Annotated in this window: 20 protein-coding genes; 10 read left to right on the forward strand and 10 right to left on the reverse strand. The window is 59.5% G+C overall.

What is annotated here, in order from left to right:
* Positions 1 to 4: 4 nt before the first annotated feature.
* The 7 genes from AC07WS_RS02755 to AC07WS_RS02785 form a co-directional block, all read right to left on the reverse strand.
* Positions 5 to 418: a DUF3997 domain-containing protein gene (locus AC07WS_RS02755; protein ID WP_494727606.1), complete on the reverse strand. Its 414-nt coding sequence runs from the start codon at positions 416 to 418 to the stop codon at positions 5 to 7.
* A 65-nt stretch (positions 419 to 483) separates the two neighbouring features.
* Positions 484 to 807 carry a hypothetical protein gene (locus AC07WS_RS02760; RefSeq protein ID WP_494727607.1) on the reverse strand — a complete coding sequence of 108 codons (324 nt, stop codon included), beginning with the start codon at positions 805 to 807 and terminating at the stop codon, positions 484 to 486.
* 188 nt (positions 808 to 995) lie between these two features.
* Positions 996 to 1,496 carry a hypothetical protein gene (locus tag AC07WS_RS02765; RefSeq protein ID WP_494727608.1) on the reverse strand — a complete coding sequence of 167 codons (501 nt, stop codon included), beginning with the start codon at positions 1,494 to 1,496 and terminating at the stop codon, positions 996 to 998.
* A gap of 1,249 nt (positions 1,497 to 2,745) precedes the next feature.
* The gene (locus AC07WS_RS02770) at positions 2,746 to 3,381 is read right to left on the reverse strand and encodes a DUF1877 family protein (protein ID WP_494727609.1); all 636 of its coding nucleotides are present in this window, start codon (positions 3,379 to 3,381) and stop codon (positions 2,746 to 2,748) included.
* Between the two features lie 105 nt (positions 3,382 to 3,486).
* A complete protein-coding gene (locus AC07WS_RS02775) occupies positions 3,487 to 3,873 on the reverse strand; it encodes a hypothetical protein (protein ID WP_494727610.1) in 387 nt (128 codons plus the stop codon).
* Positions 3,874 to 4,110: 237 nt separating this feature from the next.
* Positions 4,111 to 4,446 carry a type II toxin-antitoxin system HicB family antitoxin gene (locus AC07WS_RS02780; protein WP_494728042.1) on the reverse strand — a complete coding sequence of 112 codons (336 nt, stop codon included), beginning with the start codon at positions 4,444 to 4,446 and terminating at the stop codon, positions 4,111 to 4,113.
* A 64-nt stretch (positions 4,447 to 4,510) separates the two neighbouring features.
* Entirely contained in the window at positions 4,511 to 4,831 is a 321-nt protein-coding gene (locus AC07WS_RS02785; RefSeq protein ID WP_494727611.1) for a hypothetical protein, read from the reverse strand.
* A gap of 88 nt (positions 4,832 to 4,919) precedes the next feature.
* Between AC07WS_RS02785 and AC07WS_RS02790 the strand changes: the two genes are divergently transcribed.
* Positions 4,920 to 5,189, forward strand: coding sequence for a MoaD/ThiS family protein (locus AC07WS_RS02790; RefSeq protein ID WP_494727612.1), 270 nt, complete (start codon positions 4,920 to 4,922; stop codon positions 5,187 to 5,189).
* Position 5,190: 1 nt separating this feature from the next.
* The gene (locus tag AC07WS_RS02795) at positions 5,191 to 6,279 is read left to right on the forward strand and encodes a WD40/YVTN/BNR-like repeat-containing protein (RefSeq protein WP_494727613.1); all 1,089 of its coding nucleotides are present in this window, start codon (positions 5,191 to 5,193) and stop codon (positions 6,277 to 6,279) included.
* Position 6,280: 1 nt separating this feature from the next.
* Here AC07WS_RS02795 and AC07WS_RS02800 read toward each other — a convergent pair whose 3' ends face one another.
* Positions 6,281 to 6,886 (reverse strand): TetR/AcrR family transcriptional regulator, encoded by a 606-nt coding sequence (locus AC07WS_RS02800; protein ID WP_494727614.1) that lies wholly within the window; start codon positions 6,884 to 6,886, stop codon positions 6,281 to 6,283.
* A gap of 87 nt (positions 6,887 to 6,973) precedes the next feature.
* Between AC07WS_RS02800 and AC07WS_RS02805 the strand changes: the two genes are divergently transcribed.
* Complete coding sequence (locus AC07WS_RS02805) at positions 6,974 to 8,038, forward strand: MBL fold metallo-hydrolase (protein ID WP_494727615.1); 1,065 nt, start codon at positions 6,974 to 6,976, stop codon at positions 8,036 to 8,038.
* A gap of 94 nt (positions 8,039 to 8,132) precedes the next feature.
* Here the strand turns inward: AC07WS_RS02805 and AC07WS_RS02810 are convergent, their stop codons facing one another.
* Both AC07WS_RS02810 and AC07WS_RS02815 read right to left on the reverse strand, forming a co-directional pair.
* Positions 8,133 to 8,474: a hypothetical protein gene (locus tag AC07WS_RS02810; RefSeq protein ID WP_494727616.1), complete on the reverse strand. Its 342-nt coding sequence runs from the start codon at positions 8,472 to 8,474 to the stop codon at positions 8,133 to 8,135.
* 134 nt (positions 8,475 to 8,608) lie between these two features.
* On the reverse strand, positions 8,609 to 11,083 hold the full coding sequence (locus AC07WS_RS02815; RefSeq protein ID WP_494727617.1) for a TonB-dependent receptor: 2,475 nt from the start codon (positions 11,081 to 11,083) through the stop codon (positions 8,609 to 8,611).
* 229 nt (positions 11,084 to 11,312) lie between these two features.
* Here AC07WS_RS02815 and AC07WS_RS02820 point away from each other — a divergent pair, with 229 nt between their 5' ends.
* From AC07WS_RS02820 to AC07WS_RS02850, 7 genes are all read left to right on the forward strand, one after another.
* Entirely contained in the window at positions 11,313 to 12,320 is a 1,008-nt protein-coding gene (locus tag AC07WS_RS02820) for a LacI family DNA-binding transcriptional regulator (RefSeq protein WP_117012558.1), read from the forward strand.
* A gap of 88 nt (positions 12,321 to 12,408) precedes the next feature.
* Positions 12,409 to 14,733, forward strand: a complete 2,325-nt coding sequence (locus AC07WS_RS02825; protein ID WP_494727618.1) for a glycoside hydrolase family 65 protein — start codon at positions 12,409 to 12,411, stop codon at positions 14,731 to 14,733.
* The gene (gene pgmB, locus AC07WS_RS02830; protein WP_494727619.1) at positions 14,730 to 15,371 is read left to right on the forward strand and encodes a beta-phosphoglucomutase; all 642 of its coding nucleotides are present in this window, start codon (positions 14,730 to 14,732) and stop codon (positions 15,369 to 15,371) included. The genes AC07WS_RS02825 and pgmB overlap by 4 nt, the downstream gene beginning before the upstream one ends.
* Before the next feature lie 30 nt (positions 15,372 to 15,401).
* Positions 15,402 to 16,670: an MFS transporter gene (locus tag AC07WS_RS02835; RefSeq protein WP_494727620.1), complete on the forward strand. Its 1,269-nt coding sequence runs from the start codon at positions 15,402 to 15,404 to the stop codon at positions 16,668 to 16,670.
* A gap of 10 nt (positions 16,671 to 16,680) precedes the next feature.
* Positions 16,681 to 17,685, forward strand: coding sequence for a substrate-binding domain-containing protein (locus tag AC07WS_RS02840; protein ID WP_494727621.1), 1,005 nt, complete (start codon positions 16,681 to 16,683; stop codon positions 17,683 to 17,685).
* Between the two features lie 429 nt (positions 17,686 to 18,114).
* Positions 18,115 to 19,560 carry a pectate lyase family protein gene (locus AC07WS_RS02845; protein WP_494727622.1) on the forward strand — a complete coding sequence of 482 codons (1,446 nt, stop codon included), beginning with the start codon at positions 18,115 to 18,117 and terminating at the stop codon, positions 19,558 to 19,560.
* Between the two features lie 65 nt (positions 19,561 to 19,625).
* Positions 19,626 to 19,856 carry a hypothetical protein gene (locus tag AC07WS_RS02850; RefSeq protein WP_494727623.1) on the forward strand — a complete coding sequence of 77 codons (231 nt, stop codon included), beginning with the start codon at positions 19,626 to 19,628 and terminating at the stop codon, positions 19,854 to 19,856.
* The last annotated feature ends 13 nt before the right edge of the window (positions 19,857 to 19,869 follow it).

The raw sequence follows: 19,869 nt of genomic DNA on the forward strand, positions 1-19,869 counted from the left end.
ATCGTCACTCAAGTGATTCCAGCACTTTCGTGAAGGCAGGTAATTTTAGTTCCACGGTCTTTTTGCCGTACTCATCTTTGCTCAACGGGCCAAGAACGACGTCTGACAAATTCGCTAAATCGGAGTCGCGTAGTGAGTCGATTATAAAATAGTCGGTTTTACTCCTGTCCCCAGCGGGATGCTGTTTAGCTACTACATAACGACCGTTCCATCCGACAGCAAAGACCATAGCATCCACGCGCCCAATCCAAGAGCCTTTGCCGAGGTCCCTACACAAGGAGATATTGTCAGCGGTGTCTATCCACAATAGGGCGTAAGGGCCTGCACGCCACTCGATACCAGAATCGAAAAGACTGCATGAGGTAACGCTAGCTGCGAGACCTAAAACAATCAACAGCCTAAATATTCGCATCATCATCTTGATGAACGGTGTTTCATTGAATGTCCGATTCTAGCCGATGTCGGCCAACGTCGAGCGTAAGTTCAAATGACACGAGGCACACCTGGCAGCCTGTCACTTGGTGCTTCTCCAACCGCAACTAAAGCCAAAACCATGTCGAAGTCGTCGGCGAGTGATATGCGTTTTTTAACGTCAGGGAGGTACTCGGCACGGGTTCTAATAGCACTGGCAGCATTTAACACGACAGCTAAGAATTGTTTCGATAGAACGCTCTCCGTCTTCAGCTTCTCGGCCACCTCGCAAATGTACGAGTACAAGTTCTTGAAGGCAGCCTCGTCGAAAGCGTCCGCCATCACGAGCCGTCCGGTTGCTTTGTCATTTAGCTCTTCCAGTTCGATATCGGGCATTCTGTGTTCATCCATCCTATTTTGTATTATTCGTGACCGTCGGCTTCTGGCCGATTGTACGCCGTCGCGGTGTGGCCGTCCTCGACTCCTATTGCCTCGAAGCTGGCACTTCGGATTCAGAAGGCCCCTGGGGCCGACTCAAGGATCAACCAACGGGTATGGCGTTTTGGACCTAGTGCGTTGCAATCCTATGTATTGGGCCAGCCGACTGGCCATTGCTCCTTATGGTTCCTTGTGCTGCCGTAAATAGCTACACCCATCCTAATTTCGCTTGTGCACTTTGCTGTAAGCTTAAAGAATTCGCCCTTATGAATTGGCTTGCCGTCTTTTCCGATGTAGAAGCTGCCTCTTGGATTTGATGGTGCAGGAGTGCGCTGCAATTCAATAACGACTGAAAAAAGAACCGACGACAGATCTGCCGATGAGACACTATGTTTTTGCATGTCCTCTAGCAGCCAAGCATTAAGTTCATAGGCTATCGAAATTGGCGCAATGGAATTGCCATTGAATGTACACTTTCGATCTAAGACATTAATAATGAGAACACCCGAACCAAGTGCTTGGAGCTCGGCATATGAGTTCATCAGCCTCCAGCCGCAAAACATCGCACAAAATGTTTCAGCGGCATGATTTAAACGCTTCCGCCCCATACCAAGTCTTTCATCAATGTTAATGCGAGCAAAATTCACCAGGTTTGACCGGCAGCTTCTGGCCGCTAGATGACTCTTCTACGAGAAAAACTCCGCCAACAAAAAACTAAAGCTAAGGCAATAAATATGAAGTCGAACGCGATAACCAACTGCTCTGATAATACAGACGGAAATATCTCGTTGAAAAATGTGTGCGCTAACCAGAAGATCACAGCCAAGGATCCTACCCACTGCTTATTCCAAGCGAACCCAGTCACGGCAACAACTGAACCAACAATGCCCAAGATAGTAATGATACGCATTCTAAAACCTCACGAAATTCGAGTGTCCGATCATGGCCGACCTCGGCCGATGGCACGCAGGATAACATTTTACTCATTTATAAAATTCACGAATTTTCACACATGGCGGAATTTTCCCATTGCTTTCGGCCGGCCCGCCGACGGTATCTCTCAGGAGAGCAGCTGAATCGATCGTTTAAAAGTTGTCTATGGCTGGCCTGAAACTTATTGGAATATTATGAAAAGAAAACTCAGACCTTGTCCCGTCGTAAGATAATTTTGACTGTAGATTTTTATGGCCCTATGTGAGATTTTGCTCGCGTTTTATATCTCGGACTCTATGAACTTGTCTCTGAAGTTCGCAAAAAGCATCTGCCGAATCAGAGGAATAGGCGACGGTTTGCGAATGGGGAGCCAAATACGAGTTTCGGCTCCGTAGGTGTGAAACGAGAGCTGATAAGCACCACGCCAACGATTCGGATTTTTGGTGAAAATTACCGAATTTATTTCCGACTGACGAAAGGTCTTCCTCCTCCACGGTGCACTTCCGTAGCAAAGAACTACACCATCCTCAATTTTTATGAGCGGAGTTCTTCTTTGATAGATTCCAACAACTATTCCGAGAATTCCGAAAATACACAGTGACGCTATCGAAAAATAAAAGAAAATATTGGAAATTTCTTTCTGGTGATGCAGCCAAATACTAAAGAACTGTGGGAGCACTATAAAGGGGAAAATAAATCTAGTAGAAGTCTGATTGGAATTTTTCCAGCGGTGCAGGATTGAGTCCTGAGCGACGTTGGAATATCGAGCTCTGTATATTAATTGATCGCCTATCGCGTCAACCTGTTCTTTTGATAGCATTTATTATTCCGACTGTACTAAAACAAAGTGAGATCGCCGTCACGGACCTATATATATGATTCACATAGGTACCGCTCCAATTTCTTTTGCTGGCCGGTCGCAGCCAACGATTCTTCAACTATCCAAGGTAATCCGCAAGGCGACTACTGATATACGACCAGCACGTAGTGATTCAGGCGTGAGGCTCGCTGATAGAAATTGCTGATTTTTTTAAAGGACGGGACGAGAAATTGGTCAAGCACCTGGTCAGGCTCAGTTTCCCAATCCATGCCACCGACTTCAAATCTAGCCATCTCCTTTCGGTCAAACTGCTTACGAAGCGCAGTAAGATCGAACTCCGCAAACGAGACCGCCAGCAGTTTGACTTCATCTGGCCGAAATACTCTTGCAGCACCAAGTCCAAAGTTCAACGACGGCTCTCGTTCATTCGCGGCCCCGCGCCCCTCGATTGCCTTTAAAAGTGAATCAGATTCTTGGGTATCAGGAGGGCAGCCGAGTTCTTCAATTGACTTCGCGACCAGTTGCTTGAACTCCTCTCGCGATGCTTTTTGGTCTACGTCCTTGTCGCGCGCCCATCCCCACGCCGCTTCATGACACTTCTCAACCCGCTTCTTTGGCGAAGTAAGCCATGACAAAACTTCCCAGTCCTTGTCATTGTCGATCATGCTCGCCTTTGCAAACCTTGGATCGCTGTGGATATTCCAAATAAGGGCTGGCTTCGCCTTCAACGTTGCGAGTTGAGTGGCATCTACATCGAGATAGTACGCTACGATTCCCATCAAATTTCCGTTTCAAAAGCCGGAAAGCTTTCGCTCCATTTTGCATACAACTTAGCATCCGTGACGCTAATTCATCGAATTTCTGCTCCTGGCCGTTAGGCGGCGCTAGGATATCTTTGTCGAATAACTAGTCAAAACCATATGACCACCAATTTCGAGTACTTCTGTAGGGTCACCCACTGGACCGGCTGCCACGAAATTTCGCCAAGAAGAAAGCACTTTTTTAAAGACAGGCGTAGGAACAATCTCGCGAAGCTCATCGTCATGAAGATAAGCGATGATGACTCGATCCGTAAAGATACGAGCTCCCCATTCCTCTCTATCCCATTCACAATCTAGCTTTGCATGTGATTCAACCTGTTCGAGCATTGAGAGACCTTCATCAATCCAGTTCAAGGACGTGTTTAAATTGAGCCCGCCGTCATCTGTAAGTATGGTCGGCAGCGGTTCGATAGCTCCTAGGGCTTGCTCAGCATACGATGCTGAAGGCATATACCTATCCCGGTAAGAGAACCAAGAGAAAATTAACTTCATCGCATTACCGTCCACAGCTGCTGGCCATGGCATTCGGTCATCAGCCTAGTTATCCAAGTATTTTGAAATTTCATGGTCTGTTTCGCTTAACTTCGTATTTACCTGTAGGTCCGCTTCTGGCCGGAAGCGGCCGACGCCACTTGACTTGCTCTGACACCTGTTGCAGAGCACATACCGATCGTATTACTTCAAGCATCAAGCTAGAGCTGCTTTACGTAGTACGTCTTCCGCCCATTGATTGAGGCTCTTCCCATGCGCGGCGGCGGCAACAGCTGCCGCCTCGTGGATCGCAGGTGCAACACGCAGCGAGAATTTCCCCGAAAAACTCTTTCGTGGTTCGACGCCGTCTTCGGCGCACGCTTCCAGAAAGACATTTAGCGAAATTCTCCCCTCCCGCTGCAAGCCTTTGACATCCTTCGCGTAAAAATCGGCCCCTCCATTCAGACCGAGAAACTCGCCCCGGAACATTTGAATTTCCGGGTCGAATGTGATCACCGCTTGGTGGCCGTTAATCGTCATTGTGTTCTGCATGCTCATGGCTTAACTCCGTGATCTTCGAACCATTTTCGTATGGATCCAAGCGCACCTTGTCCGTCTAGGCGGGCGGATCATCGTCGCGTTTGCGCAGGCGACTCAGCAGCGCGTCGGTCGATTCGCTGAGCGGCACGCCGTGGCGCCGCATCAGCTGGATGTTCAGCACCATGTTCTCCAGCACCAGCTTGGCCGCAACGGCCAGCAGGGTCAGGTGCTTGTCCTCCTCGCTGAAGCTTTCCATTGCCTCGGCCATCTCGCACAGGTGGTTGGAGATCAGGCCGCGCAGATCGTGCTCGTCGAACGGCAGGTCGGCGAAATCGATCGGGTCTTCCTTCTCCACTTCCTCCATCAACAGTTCCAGCTCTTGCGGTGTGATCGTCATGCGGCGCTCCGTTAGTTAATGCGTTTTCATTTTATGCGAAACCGGACTAGAATCTGAATTCCCGTCGATCAAACCAACAAGCATAACGATGGCGCAACTCATTTTTACCCAGCAACTGGCCCGCTTCATGGACGTGCCGCAGGTGGAGACCGGCGCGGCCGATCTGCGCGGCGCCCTCGACGCCGCCTTCGCCGATCATCCACGGCTGCGCGGCTATGTGCTCGACGAGCAGGGCCACTTGCGGGAGAACGTCGTTATCTTCATCGACGGCCAGCGCACCCGCGAGCGCAAGCTGTTGAACGATGCGCTCGCGCAGCATTCCAAAGTCTATATCTTGCAAGCTCTTTCTGGAGGTTGACATGTCCGACCGCGCCTACATCGGCACTCGCAAAGGATTGTTCGAAATCTACCGCACGCACGAGGCGTGGCATCTGGACCGGCAGCATTTCCTTGGCGATCCGGTGACGATGGTGTTGCCGGATCGGCGCGACGGCACCTTGTACGCGGCCCTGAACCTGGGTCACTTCGGCACCAAGCTGCACCGGCGCGATCCGGGCAGCGAGCAGTGGACCGAGGTGGCGGTGCCGGCCTTCCCCACCAAGCCGGAGGGCTCGGCCGATCCGGTCGAATGGAAGCTGCGGCAGATATGGTCGCTGGCGACGGGCGGGCCGGACCAGCCGGGCGTGCTGTGGGCCGGCACCTTGCCGGGCGGCCTGTTCCGCTCGAACGACCGGGGCGACAGCTGGCAGCTGGTGGAGTCGCTGTGGAACGTGCCGGAGCGTTCGCAGTGGATGGGCGGCGGTTACGATGTGCCGGGCATCCACAGCATCTGCGTCGACCCACGTAACAGCAGGTCGGTGCTGGTGGGGATCTCCTGCGGCGGCGCCTGGCTGACCAACGACGGCGGCGAGAGCTGGAGCATGCGCGCCAAGGGCATGGTGGCCCGCTACATGCCGCCGGAACTGGCCGAGACGCAGCAGGTGCAGGATCCGCACCGCATCGTGCGCTGTCCCGGCGAGCCGGACAAGCTGTGGTGCCAGCATCACAACGGCATCTGGCGCAGCGTGGACAACGGCGCCAACTGGACTGAGGTGGTGAGCGCGCCGCTGTCCAATTTCGGTTTCGTGACGGCGGTGCATCCGCAGGACGGCGAGACGGCGTGGTTCGTGCCGGCCGAGGCGGACAGCAAGCGCTACGCCGCGCACGCGGCGCTGGCGGTCACGCGCACCACCGACGGCGGCAAGACCTTCACCGCCTGGCGCGGCGGGCTGCCGCAGCAGCACTGCTACGACCTGGTGTACCGCCACGGGCTGGCCGTCAGCGATTGCGGGCAGATACTGCTGATGGGATCGACCACCGGCGGCGCCTGGCTGTCGGAGGATGGCGGCGGCCAGTGGCAGACCATCTCCACCACCTTGCCGCCGATTTATTCGGTCAGTTTCGCCTGATTCAGCCGGCGTAGGCCAGGAACATATCGACGGTCGCTTCGACCACTTTTTTCTGCATGGCCGCGTCCAGCGGCGGCTGGTTGAGCGTGACCTGAGGCCAGAAGGCGAAGGTCTTCAGCTGGCCGCTCAGCATCTGCGGCGCCAGCACCGGGTCGGCCTTGGGCAGCTTGCCGTCGGCCTGGGCCGCGCGCAGCCAGACCGAGGCTTCCTCTTCCTTGCGGGTCAGCCGCGTCACCATCTCCTGCGCCCGCTCGGGCGAGTGGATTGATTCGGCGATCGCCACCCGCGCCAGATCCAGGAAGTAGCTGTCCTGGAGCATGGCCATCTTCCTCCACAACAGATCGAGCAACTGATCGCGCAGCGGCACGGCCGGGTTGTAGGGCTGGTCGGCCTGCGCCGCCGCGTTATTCCACAGCTCATGCAATATTTGCGCGAACAGTTCGTCTTTACTTGGGAAGTGGTTGTACACCGTGCGCTTGGACACGCCGGCGGTGGCGGCAATTTTGTCCATGCTGGTCGATTCGAAACCGCTGATGCGGAATTCCGCGATGGCGGCTTCGACGATGGCCTGGCGTTTGCGGTCGGTCATTTTGAGGGGCAGGTTCATCTCTTTATTTTACACCGGCTAGTTTACTTTTCAAAAAATAAGAACTACACTGTGTAGTGTACATTCTCAATCCAGGAGTCGCCCATCATGGCTTATCAATCCGCTCTCGCCGAATCCGACCTCGACGGCTTGTCCGTGCCCAGCGCGCCACGCACCCGCGACGGCAAGTTCCGCAATCCGGTCAAGATGAGCAAGATGGGCTTCTTCAAGTCGCTGGGCGTCATGCTGCGCTTCGCCTTCGACAAACCCCAGGACACCGTGCCCCGCCAGGCCATTCCCGTTCATGCGATCACGCAGCAGCAGTTACTGGATGCTTCGGATCGCAGCCTGTTCCGCCTCGGCCACTCGACGGTGCTGCTCAAGCTCAACGGCCATTTCTGGCTGACCGACCCCGTGTTTTCTGAGCGCGCGTCGCCGGTGCAGTGGGCCGGGCCGCAGCGTTTCCACCAGGCGCCGATCAGCATCGAGGAACTGCCGCCGATCAAGGGCATCATCCTGTCGCACGACCATTACGACCATCTGGACTACGCCGCCGTGATGAAGCTGGCCGCCAAGACCGAGCACTTCATCACGCCGCTGGGCGTGGGCGACCGCCTGATCGGCTGGGGCATCCCGGCGGCCAAGGTGCAGCAGCTGAGCTGGTGGCAATCGACCCATGTGGCGGGCCTGAGGCTGGTGGCGACGCCGGCCCAGCACTTTTCCGGGCGCGGTCTGCACGACCGCAACAAGACGCTGTGGGCGTCGTTCGTGATCGAGGACCGCGACGTGAAGGTGTTCTTCAGCGGCGACAGCGGCTACTTCGACGGCTTCAAGGAAATCGGCCGCCGTCATGGTCCGTTCGACCTGACCATGGTGGAGACCGGCGCCTACGATCCGCAGTGGCCGGACGTGCACATGCAGCCGGAGGAATCGCTGCAGGCGCACATCGACCTGCGCGGCAAGGTGATGCTGCCGATCCATAACGGCACCTTCGACCTGTCGCTGCACTCCTGGCATGATCCGTTCGACCGCATCCACGAGCTGGCGGCGGAACGCCGGCTGCCGCTGGCTACGCCTGAAATCGGCAAGGCGCTCGATATCCACCAGCCGCTGGCCGATGGCCGCTGGTGGGACGAGGTGAAGGCATTGGAAGCGGCAATGTCTGTCGGCTAAAACGGTGGGGTCAAGTCTGACATTCGGACACGAGCTCTACCGTAGGCGCGCGCCTACGGTAGAGCTCGTGTCCGAATGTCAGACTTGACCCCACTTAGGCGACGACGTTGATCAGCTTGCCGATGGTCTCGCCCTGGGCGTTGATCTGCGGCTTGGGCGCCGCCGCCAGGTCGGCCGCCAGCACCTGCGCGGCGCGGGACGGCTTCTCTATCGCATTGTTCAAATTCGGGGCCGGCGTCGCTTTCAACGGCGGCGCGGACGCCTGATCGCTTTGCTGCTGGGTGTCGCTCAGCGTCTGCTTATCCTTGGTCAACTGCACCCGGCTTTGTTCCAGCCGGCTGGCGTCCTGGTTCACGCGCGACTGGTCCGTTTGCACCTGCCTTTCGGCTTGTGCTATCGATGCTTGCAGCGCGCTGACGGACGTTACGGAAGCCACGATCTAAACCCCTAAGCAAGAATTTCGGGCATGGTAAGGCAGAATCGTATTGAGCACGATCAATTGAAGAGTAGGCCACAAAAACAAAAAAGGCAAGGCTGACAGCGCCTTGCCTGTGAGGGGGACAGTTCAGTTTAGAAACGGTACAGCAGCGACGCTTCCCAGGTGCGGCCGAACAGCGGACGCGCGTTGATCGGCCCGGTGCCGCCGGCGGTCAGGCGGGAATTGCCTTCGGTCAAGCCCAGCTCGTTGTTGAGGTTGGTGCCGGCCAGGCGCACTTCGATCTTATCGCCCAGCGAGAACAGCACGCCGGCGTCGATGGTGCGGTAGGAGGGCAGGTATTGCTGGTTGGCCTGGTCGGCCCAGCGCTCGCCGATCGAGGTGTAGGTGGCGTAGAGCTTGGCCGAGTTGCCGTCGCCCATGGGGATCCGGTACGTCGGCGTGAAGCGGAATTGCAGCTTCGGCTGGCGCTGCACGGTCTTGCCGGCAGTCTGCGGATTGTCGCGGTATTCCGATTTCTGGTAGTCGCCGGTCAGCGCCAGTTGCAGGTTTTCGATCGGACGCACGGCCAGTTCGAATTCCAGGCCGTTGCCCTTGGAGCCGCTGATCGAATGCAGCTCGCGGCCGTCCGCCAGGATCTGCGTGAAGGCGATGCCGTCGAATTCCGTGTGGAAGGCGTTGATGTAGGCGCTGTACAGCTGGGTCGCGGTCTTGAAGCCGATTTCGTACTGGCTCACTTTCGGCGTCGGCAGGATGCTGCGGTCGTTGGCGCTTTGCTGGTTGCCGGCGCCGCGCAGATCGTCGAACGAGATGAAGGTGTGGCCACGGTTGGCGCGCACGAACACGGCCGTGTCCTTGGCCAGCTTGTAGTTGCCGCCGATGGTGAAGGAGTTGGCGCTGTCGGTGCGGCTCAGGTAGGTGTTGGAGCCGTCCGGCATCGAGGTGCCGTTGTTGTACACGGTCAGCGGATTGTTGTCGGTGTCGCCCGAGGTCAGGTTGGAGATCGTGCCGCTGATCTTCTGCTGTTCGTGGCGCATGCCGAAGTCGACCTTGATGCGGTCGTTGACCTTCCACTCGTCCGAGACGAAGGCGGCGGTGTTGCGGCCATCGTACGAGGCGACCGGCGCGTAGAACACGTTGCCGTCGGTGCCGTTCTTCGACACGACCACGCCGTTGTTCAGGGTCACGTTGATCAGGCTTGCCTGCGGCACGGCCGACATCAGATGGCTGTTGCCCAGGTACCAGACGTCGCGCGACGAGTAGTCGGCGAAGTAGCCACCCACGGTGACGGTGTGGCCGTGTCCGATGTCCTTGCTGACGCGCAGCTCGTCGGTGAACGATGTCAGCTTCTTCTCCACCGACCACAGGCCGGCCTGCACCACCTGCTGGTTGCCGTCGACCGCGCCGCCGTGGACGTAGGTGGAGGTGCCGGATGTGGCCAGCTTGCCGCCGGCCGCCGCGACCGTGGCCGCGTTGCCGTTGGCCGAGGCGATGGCCGCCTTCAAATAGTCGTTCATCGACAGCGGGTTGTTACCGGTGAACATGGCGTTGGTGTTGAGGTCGCCGTCGAAGCGGTTGAACTTGTTCGACACGCTCCACTCGCCGATCTTCTGGTCGAAGTCGGCGCCGAACACGGTGGCTTTCAGGCCGCGTCCGTCCGCCAGGTCACGGTTGAGCGTCTTGCCGGGCGCCGCCTCGATGGTGAAGTTGCGCATCTCGCCGCTCATCAGGGTTCCGGTCAGCGGATTGAAGCCGGGGAATTCCGAGATCGTGTGGCCGCCGTTGCTGGAGATCAGCGGAACGCCGGTGTAGAAGGCGTTCTTGTCGTCGGTGTTGCGCACGTACATGGTCAGCTTGCCGTCGTCGAGCTTGCGGGTCAATGTGGCGGTCAGCTGGTGGCCGTCGTCCGCAGGGAAGCCGGCGTCGCGCACGCCGTCGGTCTTGCGGTAGAAGCCGCCGACCGAGCCATACCAGCCGTCGCTGATTTTGCCGCCGTAGAACATGTCGACGCGGCGCAGGCTGCCGGTGCCGGTGGTGAAGCGCACCGAGCCTTCCGGCGTGTCGCCGCCTTCCTTCAGGATGAAGTTCATCGTCGCGCCGGGCTGGGCGTTGGACCAGATGGTGGACGGGCCGCCGCGCAGCACTTCAACGCGCTCGACCGTGTCGTCCAGGCGGAACGCCGACGAGCCTTCGAAGAACGACAGCGTCGGCGGCGGGAAGATCGGGTTGCCCATCAGCTGCACCGAGACGAACGGCGAATCGCTGCCGGAAGGGAAGCCGCGCACCTCGATGTTGGCGCCGGACTGGCCGCCGGTCGATTCCGCATACACGCCCGGCACGATTTTCATGATGTCGGCGGTGCTGCTGGGGGAGGCTTGCTTCAGTTGTTCCTCGGTGGCGGTGGTGATCGAGAAGGCCGAGTCGACCTTGCGCACGCCGCGCGCCGAGGCTACGCCGGTGACGACCACTTGCTGCACTTCGGCGGCGACTTCTTTTGTGGTGGAAGGTTCGGCAGGGGCGGCGCTCTGGGCTTGCGCGGCGGTCTGGTTGACGAGCGTGAGGACGGCAGCCGTGACTGCGGATAACAAGAACGGATTCTGGCTTTTCATGTGGTCTGTGCTTTCTTATGGTGTAAATCGTCTCCTGGACGGCGCGCCACCAGCAAAAACAGCCTGCGGTAGTTCCATCCCCATCTTCCACGATTCGTGAAGATGGGCCATTGAAACAAGAAATGATATCGATGTCAATCGAAATGTTATCGATGTCATTTTTCGCGACAAACGAAAATTTTCTGTCATAATGCGTGCGCACACCCTGTTTTCAACCTATGAGCGATCAATGCCTTCGAATAAGTCTGTAGCCCGCAAAGCCGAAACAGCATTGACGATGGAAGACCTGGCCAAGCTGGCCGGCGTCTCCAAGATCACCGTTTCACGCGCCCTGCGCGACAGTCCGCTGGTGACGGCGGAGACGCGGCAGAAGATCCGCACCTTGGCCAACGAGCAGGGCTACCGGTTCAACGTGAGCGCGCGCAATCTGCGCATGGGCCGCAGTTATTCGGTGGCGGTTGTGGTGGAAATGACACCCGTACGCGGCCGGCCGATGTCCGATCCGTATCCGCTGGAGCTGTTGGGTGGCATCACGCAGGAGCTGACGACGGCCGGCTACAGCGTGGTGCTGACCTCCAAGCAGTTGATGAACACCGCGCCGGTGCAGGGCGCCGACGGTTTGATCCTGCTGGGACAAGGCTCGCACGGCGAGGCGGTACGCACTTTGCAGCAGACCGGCATGCCGCTGGTGGTGTGGGGCGCGCCGGAGGCCGATACCGACTACATCGTGGTCGGCTCGGACAACAGGAAGGGCGGCATCAGCGCCGCCGAGCGCTTCATCGCGCAGGGCAGGCAGAAGCTGGTGTTCCTGGGCGACGTCGACCACGCCGAGGTGCAGGAACGCTGCGCCGGCTTCATCGACGCGATGGGCGGGCGGGCGACGGTGCACATCATCCGTCCCAAGGCCTTCACCTTCGAGGCGGGCTTCGACAGCATCTCGGCGCTGTTGAAAAAGAAGGGCGCCATATTCGACGGCGTGTTTGCCGCCAGCGACTTGCTGGCCATGGGCGCGATCCGCGCGCTGGCCGAGAAGAATTTGCGGGTGCCGGAGAATGTCTCCGTCATCGGCTACGACGATACGCCCGGCGCGGCCAGTTTTGTGCCGCCGCTGACCAGCGTGCACCAGTATCTGCGCGACGGCGGCGTGTTGTTGGCCAAGAAGATGTTGGGCCTGATCGAAGGCCAGCCGGTGGCGTCCGAAATGCTGCCGACCACCTTGATGGTACGCCAGACCTAGTTTCCCCCTGAAATAAGCCAAAAACCTCAAAAAACCGGCTTTTTTCAAAATTCAAACCGCTTTGAATCGCATTTTTAAGGAATACGCTGTGCAACAACACACCTATCCCCTCGAAGCCTGGTGCATCCGCGAGACCAGTTTCGACACCGACTCCCACTTTCTCGACGAGACCCTGTTCGCTTTGGGGAACGGCTACATCGGCCTGCGCGGCACCGGCGAGGAGGGCTACGGCGGCCCAGCCGGCACCTCGCTCGACGGCACCTACCTGAACGGCTTCTACGAATCGGAGCCGATCCAGTACCCGGAGGCGGCCTACGGCCTGGCGAAGGTGAACCAGTTCATGCTGAACGTGCCGAACGCGAAGGGCATCGAGCTGTGGCTGGAGGACGAGCGCTTCGACCTGCTGGCCGGCTCGGTGCAGTCGTACGAGCGGGTGCTGGACTTCCGCACCGGCGTGTTGACGCGCACGGTGGAGTGGACCTCGCCGCAGGGCCGCAGTGTGCGGGTGCGCAGCCGCCGCCTGGTGTGCTTCGAGAACAAGCATCTGTTCGCGATCGAGTTCGAGGTGACGCCGCTGAACTTCGCGGGTCGTGTGCGGCTGGTGTCGTCGCTGGACGGCGCGGTGAAGAACCAAGAGGCGGGCGACGATCCGCGCATGGGGTCGGCGGTGTCGGGCCAGTCGCTGCACATGGTGGGGCATGAGCAGAACGTCGGCTTCGCGGCGCTGGTGCAGCGCACGCACAACAGCGGCTTCATGCTGGTCAGCGCCACCGATACCGAATTGGCGGGCGCGGATGCGACCATCGAGATCGCGCAGGTGGAGCAGCGCCTCACGCAGACGTACGAGCTGCAGGCGCAGGCAGGCCAGCGCGTGGTGCTGACCAAGTACGGCAGCTACTTCTCGTCGCGCGACTACGCGGAGGCGGAGCTGATGTGGCGCAGCAAGGACACACTGGCCACCGCGAGGGCCGCAGGCTTCGAAGACCTGCGCCTGGCGCAGGAGCAGTACCTGGCCGACTTCTGGCAGCAGGCCGACGTGCAGATCGCTGGCGACGACGCGCTCCAGCAAGGCATCCACTTCAACCAGTTCCACCTGCTGCAATCGGTGGGCCGCGACGGCAAGACCAACATCTCCGCCAAGGGCGTGACGGGCGAGGGCTACGAAGGCCACTATTTCTGGGACACGGAAATCTACATCTTCCCGTTCTTCCTGTATTCGAAGCCGGAGATCGCGCGCAAGCTGCTGGAGTACCGCTACGCCGGCCTGCCGAAGGCGCGCGAGCGTGCGCGCCAGATGTCGCATGCCACCGGCGCACTGTACCCGTGGCGCACCATCGCCGGCGACGAGTGCTCGGCCTACTTCCCGGCGGGGACGGCGCAATATCACATCAACGCCGATATCGCCTATTCCATCAAGCTTTACATGGAGGCGACCGACGACCAGGAATATCTGGTGAAGCACGGCGCGGAAATCGTGATGGAGACGGCGCGCATCTGGATGGGCATCGGCAGCTACGACCGAGAGGGACGCTTCTGCATCAACCAGGTGACGGGGCCGGACGAATACACGGCGCTGGTCAACAACAACTACTACACCAACGCGATGGCGCGGATGCACCTGAACTTCGCGGCGTCGATCGCGGAGCAGTTGCAGGCGCAGGCGCCGGCGGAGTTTGCGCGCATCGCCGCCGCCACCGCGCTGGACGCGGGCGAGCCTGCCGCATGGCGCCGCGCCGCGTCGCTGATGAATCTTCCGTACGACGACGCGCTGCAAATCCACGCGCAGGACGACAGCTTCCTGTCCAAGAAGGTGTGGGATTTCGCCAACACGCCGAAGGAAAACTATCCGCTGCTGCTGAACTACCACCCGATGGTGATCTACCGTCATCAGGTGTGCAAGCAGGCGGACGTGGTGCTGGCGCTGCTGCTGCTGTCCGACCAGTTCACGCTGGAAGACAAGCGCCGCGACTTCGACTACTACGAGGCGGTGACGACGCACGATTCGTCGCTGTCGTCCTGCATCTTCAGCATCATCGCGGCGGAGGTGGGCTACCAGGACAAGGCCTACGACTACTTCATGGAGACCGCACGCCTCGACCTGGACGACACGCACGGCAACACGCACTACGGCGTGCACACGGCGGCGATGGCCGGCACGTGGATGGGCGTGGCGTATGGCTTCGCGGGCATGCGCGTGGTGGGCGGCGATCTGCATTTCGCGCCGTCGCTGCCGAAGCAATGGCAGCACTACACGTTCAAGATTCATTTCAAGGGCGCGCTGCTGGAGGTGCACGTGGAGCCGGGCCGCGCGGACTATCGCCTGCTGCAAGGCGATGCGCTGCACTTTACCCACGGCGGCGAACCCGTCGCACTGACGCTGTCGCAACCGACGCAATCGAGGAGTTTCGCATGAGCCGCTTTAAAGCCGTTATCTTTGACCTGGACGGCGTGATCACCGACACCGCCCACTATCACTACCTGGCGTGGAAGCGCCTGGCCGAATCGCAGGGCGTGCACTTCGACCACGCCTTCAACGAGAACCTGAAGGGCATCGACCGTATGGGATCGCTGGACCTGATATTGGCGTCGTCCAAGCGGGCGTACACTGCGGAAGAGAAGCTGGCGCTGGCCGACGAGAAGAACCGCCATTACCAGGAGTTGATCGCCACCATGTTATCGGCCGATCTGCTGCCGGGCGCGGTGCGGGCGCTGGACGTGGTGCGCGCGGCGGGCTTGCGCATCGGCCTGGCGTCGGTGAGCAAGAACGCCTTTACGGTGCTGGGTCGCCTGGGCATCACCGATAAATTCGATTACGTGGTCGATGCGGCGACCATCGCGCGCGGCAAGCCGGACCCGGAGATTTTCCTGAAGGCGGCGCGGGAACTGGGCGTGGCGCCGCAGGACTGTCTTGGCGTGGAGGACGCGGTGGCGGGCGTGGCATCGATCAAGGCGGCGGGCATGTTCGCGCTGGGGATAGGCCATCCCTTTGTGCTCACTCAGGCGGACGTGGTCATCACGAGCTTGAGCGACTTTAATCTCGAATCATACTAAATCATATAAATAATAAAATTCGGAGACAGTATGAAGAACAATCGCATTCTATTTGCGCTATTTCTGATTTACTTTGTATTCGCGATCCTGCTCAACAGCGTGGGCACGGTCATCCTTCAGATCACCAACAACTACGGCGTCAGCAAGTCCAGCGCCAGCGTGCTGGAAGGCTTCAAGGACTTGCCGATCGCGGCGGTGTCCTTCCTGATCGCGTCCTTCCTGCCGCGCCTTGGCTACAAGAAGGCCATGCTGGCCGGACTGGCCATCGTCACCGCCGCCTGCGTGGCGATGCCTGTGCTGCCGTCCTTCGCCACTACCAAGCTGCTGTTCTTCTGCGTCGGCGTATCGTTCGCGCTGGTGAAGGTGTCGGTGTACTCGACGCTGGGCCTGATCGCCGCCGACCGCAAGCAGCACGCCAGCATCATGAATCTGCTGGAGGGCTTCTTCATGGTCGGCGTGTTGAGCGCCTACTGGGTGTTCGGCTACTTCATCGATTCGTCCGATCCGCTGTCGCGCAGCTGGCTGCAGGTGTACTGGGTGCTGGCCGTGTTGTGCGCGCTGACCTTCGCCCTGGTGCTGACCACGCGCTTCGACGAGGACATGGCGGCGCTGCCGGAAGGCCGTGGCATCGCGCAGGATTTCGCGGCCATGCTCAAGCTGTTCTTCAAGCCGCTGGTGTGCGTGTTCGTCATCACCGCGTTCTTGTATGTGCTGATCGAGCAAAGCGTGGGCACCTGGCTGCCGACGTTTAACAACGAGATCCTGAAGCTGCCGGCGGCGATGAGTGTGCAGGTGACCAGCATCTTCGCCGCCTGCCTGGCGATCGGGCGGCTGTCGGCCGGCGTGTTGATGCGCAAGTTGAACTGGTATCCGGTGATGAACGCCTGCGTGATCGGCATGGCGGCCATGGTGCTGCTGGCGCTGCCGTTGACGCACGACGTGGTGGCCGACCCGAACATCAGCTGGTCCAGCGCGCCGCTGGCGACCTTCCTGTTCCCGCTGATCGGATTGTTCATGGCGCCGATCTACCCCGGCATCAATTCGGTGATGCTCAGTTCCCTGCCGAAGAACCAGCACTCCGCCATGACCGGCTTGCTGGTGATTTTTTCGGCGTTGGGCGGCACCACCGGATCGCTGATCACCGGCTACGTGTTCGGCAACTTCAGCGGCCACTTCGCTTTCTACCTGACCTTGGTGCCGATTTCTATCGTCTTGATTATGTTGTATTTTTTCAAAAAAGCGGTAGATGACGGTGGTGGTGGTTTCGACCCGTCCGCTATAATCAGCGGTCAACATTGAGCAATTGTCTATGAACCTGGAGCGCCTCGCGAACTTACTCGGCATGTCGAAAACCACGGTAAGCCGGGCGTTAAACGGTTACCCGGAGGTCAACGGCCGGACCCGCGAACGTGTACTGAAGGCGGCCAAGGAAAATGGCTACCAGGCCAACCCGATGGCGCGCTCTCTGGCGCTAGGGCGCACCAATGTTTTCGGCATCATCTATCCGCTGCTGCCTGCGGATTTGGGCGATCCGATGTTCCTCGACGTGGTGGCCGGCATGTCGGCCGCGCTGGAGCGGGTCAGCAAGAACCTGATCATCGCGCCGGTGTCGCCGGCGGCGGAGCAGCCGTCGTATCAGCAGATCGTGCGCGGGCGGCGGGTCGATGGGCTGGTGGTGAGCCGCACGCTGGTACGCGACGAGCGCATCGCCTTCCTGAGCAAATCCAAATTCCCCTTTGTCGCGCATGGGCGCACCGAGCTTGGTGCGCCATATGCGTGGTTCGACTACGACAACGCGGCCGGCATCCGCCTGGCGATGGAACGCTTGCTGGGGTTGGGCCATCAGCGCGTGGCGCTGGTCAGCGCGCCGCTGGAATTGAACTTCGCCCGTCAGCGTAAGGATGCGTTTGTGGCGGCGATGGCGTCGGGCGGGCTGGCGGTGGATACGCGCTATCTGATCGACAACACGCTGGACCGCCGCAGCGGCTACCAGGCGATGCAGCAGCTGCTGGCGTGTTCGCCGCGTCCGACGGCGGTCATCGTCGACAATCATCTGTCGGGCGTCGGCGCGGTGCGCGCGCTGCTCGATGCGGGCATTGATATCGGCAAGGAGATGTCGGTGATCGTATGGGGCAGCATGGCCGACACGCTGGCCGGCATCGACGTCACCACCATCGACCAGCCCGACCCGCACAAAGCCGGCGCCCGCATGGTCGACATGCTGCTGGCACTGGTGGACGGCAAACCGGCCAGCGAGCTGCAGGAGCTGTGGCAGCCGGTGCTGCTGGCGGGATCGACTGTTGGAGCCTGTTAGTGAGGGGGCAGTCCCGAGAGACCACATCATCCGGAAGGGAAATTTGTATGCTGACCATGGTCGGCTCCTGATTCAGGTTTCATAGTATCGGTGTAGTCCCCTTGGCGCCGGACCACACTTCGAGTCCCGTTGAATGCTTGTTGCATATTTTTTTTTGGCGGATTAGTATTAAATCAATCGATGTCGGCGTGTATCCATATGCCGGCTTCGATCCTTGACCTGCGCGACCTCGGCTACCTGCCCTCGTCGCAACGGCGACAGGTACGCAAGGTGCCTGTTTCAGTCATCGCAGTCCGGATGCTGAATGTTTATCCAGACCCACCCAGTTGGCAGAAATCGATCCTGACTCGCTCAGGCGCGCATTGCATCGACACGTGGGTACGAATCGTCACTAGCACAGCCAGTTACTTTCTAAAAATGGAGACAACCTTGAAATATTCACTCATCGCCGCCGGCATCCTGCTGGCATCGGCCGCGCAGGCCGCAACCATCGATGCCAAGACCCTGGTCGGCGCCAGCACGCCTTTGCAGACCGCCCAATACGGCGTGCGCAATTACTCGGCCCCGGTGCTGACTGGCGGCTTGCATGATCCCGCCAACTACGCGCCCGCGCCCAAGCTGCCAGTGTGGCAGTTTGCCTCGGCCGATCCCACCGGCGGCGTGTTGACCTTTGAGCGCGACAGCGCGCCGGCCACCGGCTGGCACGCGCTCACGCGCAAGACGCCAGTGCTGGTGACGGGCGGGGGCTCTGCCACCGCCAACCGCGTCTACACGGTGTACAACGGCCAGCAGCTGGTTGCCGCCATCAATGAAGCGGGCAACGAGCCGAAGATCATCCGCGTGATCGGCCACATCGATCTGCGCTGGAGCCAGAACAATACGGTCTTCAAGGAGTACACCAGCTATTCGGACCAGAAGCTGGGTGGTTCGATCAGCATACCGTCGAACACCACGCTGGTCGGCATCAACGATGCGCAGGGCCGCCCTGCGCGCATCACCGGCACGTCGTTGCTGATCGGCGGCGAACTTCCACTGACAGCCGGCGGCGATCCCGAGGCGGACTTCAAGAAGTGGATCGCCGACGGCAAGGACGGCGACGACTACCCGACATGGACCCGCAACGTCATTGTGCGCAACCTGGTGCTCGATACGCCATGGGACGTCAATCCCGAGGACTCGGCCAACGCCTACGCCGACGGCCTGACCGTGTCGCGAGGCCAGAACATCTACCTCGATCACCTGACCATCAGCGATGGCGACACGCCGGATTCGCTGGCCGTTTCCCCTTACACCACACGGCATGACGGCGCGCTCGATGTGGTGCGCGGCAGCGACTACATCACCATCGCCAACAGCTATTTCGGCAAGCACCACAAGACCACGCTGGTGGGCAATGGCGATTCCGGCCGCGCATGGAGCGACGAGGGCCGCATGCACGTCACCTTTGCCGGCAACTGGTGGGATGGCGCGACCACGCGTTTGCCGCTGAACCGTTATGGCCAGGTCCACTTGTTCAACAACCTTGTCACCGGCAGCGTTTCGACCAAGGACGCCGACGTGAAGTTTGAAAGCGGCTCCGACGCGCGCTACCACTCGAACATGCTGGTCGAGAATAACTACTACAACCTCACGGGCCTCAAGCTGTCCGAGTTCTGCGGAAAAGTCATCAAGGGCAAGGACTACACCGGCTTCCGTTCGTCCGGCCATGTCTTCGTCAGCGACAAGTCGGGCACCAACCTGGTCGACGGCCAGTGCGGCCTTGCGCCGCCAGGTTCCTCCGACCTGTGGACGCCGCCGTATCTGTACGCGCTGCAGACCGCGACCGCGACGCAGACCTCCGTGCCGGCCAACGCGGGAGCCGGAAAATTGAAGTAATCGGCTTGTTAGAGTCCGGCTCTGCGGCTATATTGAATTGGAATCGTACCGTTAAGGAGAGTGCCATGGTGAACGCGCACGACAATTTGACGCTGCAGATGCTGGAGTGGCTGCAACAGCGGCCACATTCGTATTCCGAGGTGATGGAGGTGTGGCGCAGTTCCTGCCCCAGGTTGACCATATGGGAGGACGCCTGCGCCGATGGCCTGATCGCGAGCGAAGGAGGGGCCTCCGGCAGGATCTTCGTTTCCGAGAAGGGCCGGAGGCTGTTGCAATCAACCGGCGGGAGGCATTGATCCGCCTCCCGTT

The sequence above is a fragment of the Duganella sp. GW821-FHT01E12 genome (genome assembly GCF_059422325.1).

Coding starts and splice junctions, on each gene's coding strand:
- AC07WS_RS02755 (WP_494727606.1), bottom strand. CDS start 418: ATGATGATGCGAATATTTAGGCTGTTGATTGTTTTAGGTCTCGCAGCT.
- AC07WS_RS02760 (WP_494727607.1), bottom strand. CDS start 807: ATGCCCGATATCGAACTGGAAGAGCTAAATGACAAAGCAACCGGACGG.
- AC07WS_RS02770 (WP_494727609.1), bottom strand. CDS start 3,381: ATGGGAATCGTAGCGTACTATCTCGATGTAGATGCCACTCAACTCGCA.
- AC07WS_RS02775 (WP_494727610.1), bottom strand. CDS start 3,873: ATGCCTTCAGCATCGTATGCTGAGCAAGCCCTAGGAGCTATCGAACCG.
- AC07WS_RS02780 (WP_494728042.1), bottom strand. CDS start 4,446: ATGCAGAACACAATGACGATTAACGGCCACCAAGCGGTGATCACATTC.
- AC07WS_RS02785 (WP_494727611.1), bottom strand. CDS start 4,831: ATGACGATCACACCGCAAGAGCTGGAACTGTTGATGGAGGAAGTGGAG.
- AC07WS_RS02790 (WP_494727612.1), top strand. CDS start 4,920: ATGGCGCAACTCATTTTTACCCAGCAACTGGCCCGCTTCATGGACGTG.
- AC07WS_RS02795 (WP_494727613.1), top strand. CDS start 5,191: ATGTCCGACCGCGCCTACATCGGCACTCGCAAAGGATTGTTCGAAATC.
- AC07WS_RS02800 (WP_494727614.1), bottom strand. CDS start 6,886: ATGAACCTGCCCCTCAAAATGACCGACCGCAAACGCCAGGCCATCGTC.
- AC07WS_RS02805 (WP_494727615.1), top strand. CDS start 6,974: ATGGCTTATCAATCCGCTCTCGCCGAATCCGACCTCGACGGCTTGTCC.
- AC07WS_RS02815 (WP_494727617.1), bottom strand. CDS start 11,083: ATGAAAAGCCAGAATCCGTTCTTGTTATCCGCAGTCACGGCTGCCGTC.
- AC07WS_RS02820 (WP_117012558.1), top strand. CDS start 11,313: ATGCCTTCGAATAAGTCTGTAGCCCGCAAAGCCGAAACAGCATTGACG.
- pgmB (WP_494727619.1), top strand. CDS start 14,730: ATGAGCCGCTTTAAAGCCGTTATCTTTGACCTGGACGGCGTGATCACC.
- AC07WS_RS02835 (WP_494727620.1), top strand. CDS start 15,402: ATGAAGAACAATCGCATTCTATTTGCGCTATTTCTGATTTACTTTGTA.
- AC07WS_RS02840 (WP_494727621.1), top strand. CDS start 16,681: ATGAACCTGGAGCGCCTCGCGAACTTACTCGGCATGTCGAAAACCACG.
- AC07WS_RS02850 (WP_494727623.1), top strand. CDS start 19,626: ATGGTGAACGCGCACGACAATTTGACGCTGCAGATGCTGGAGTGGCTG.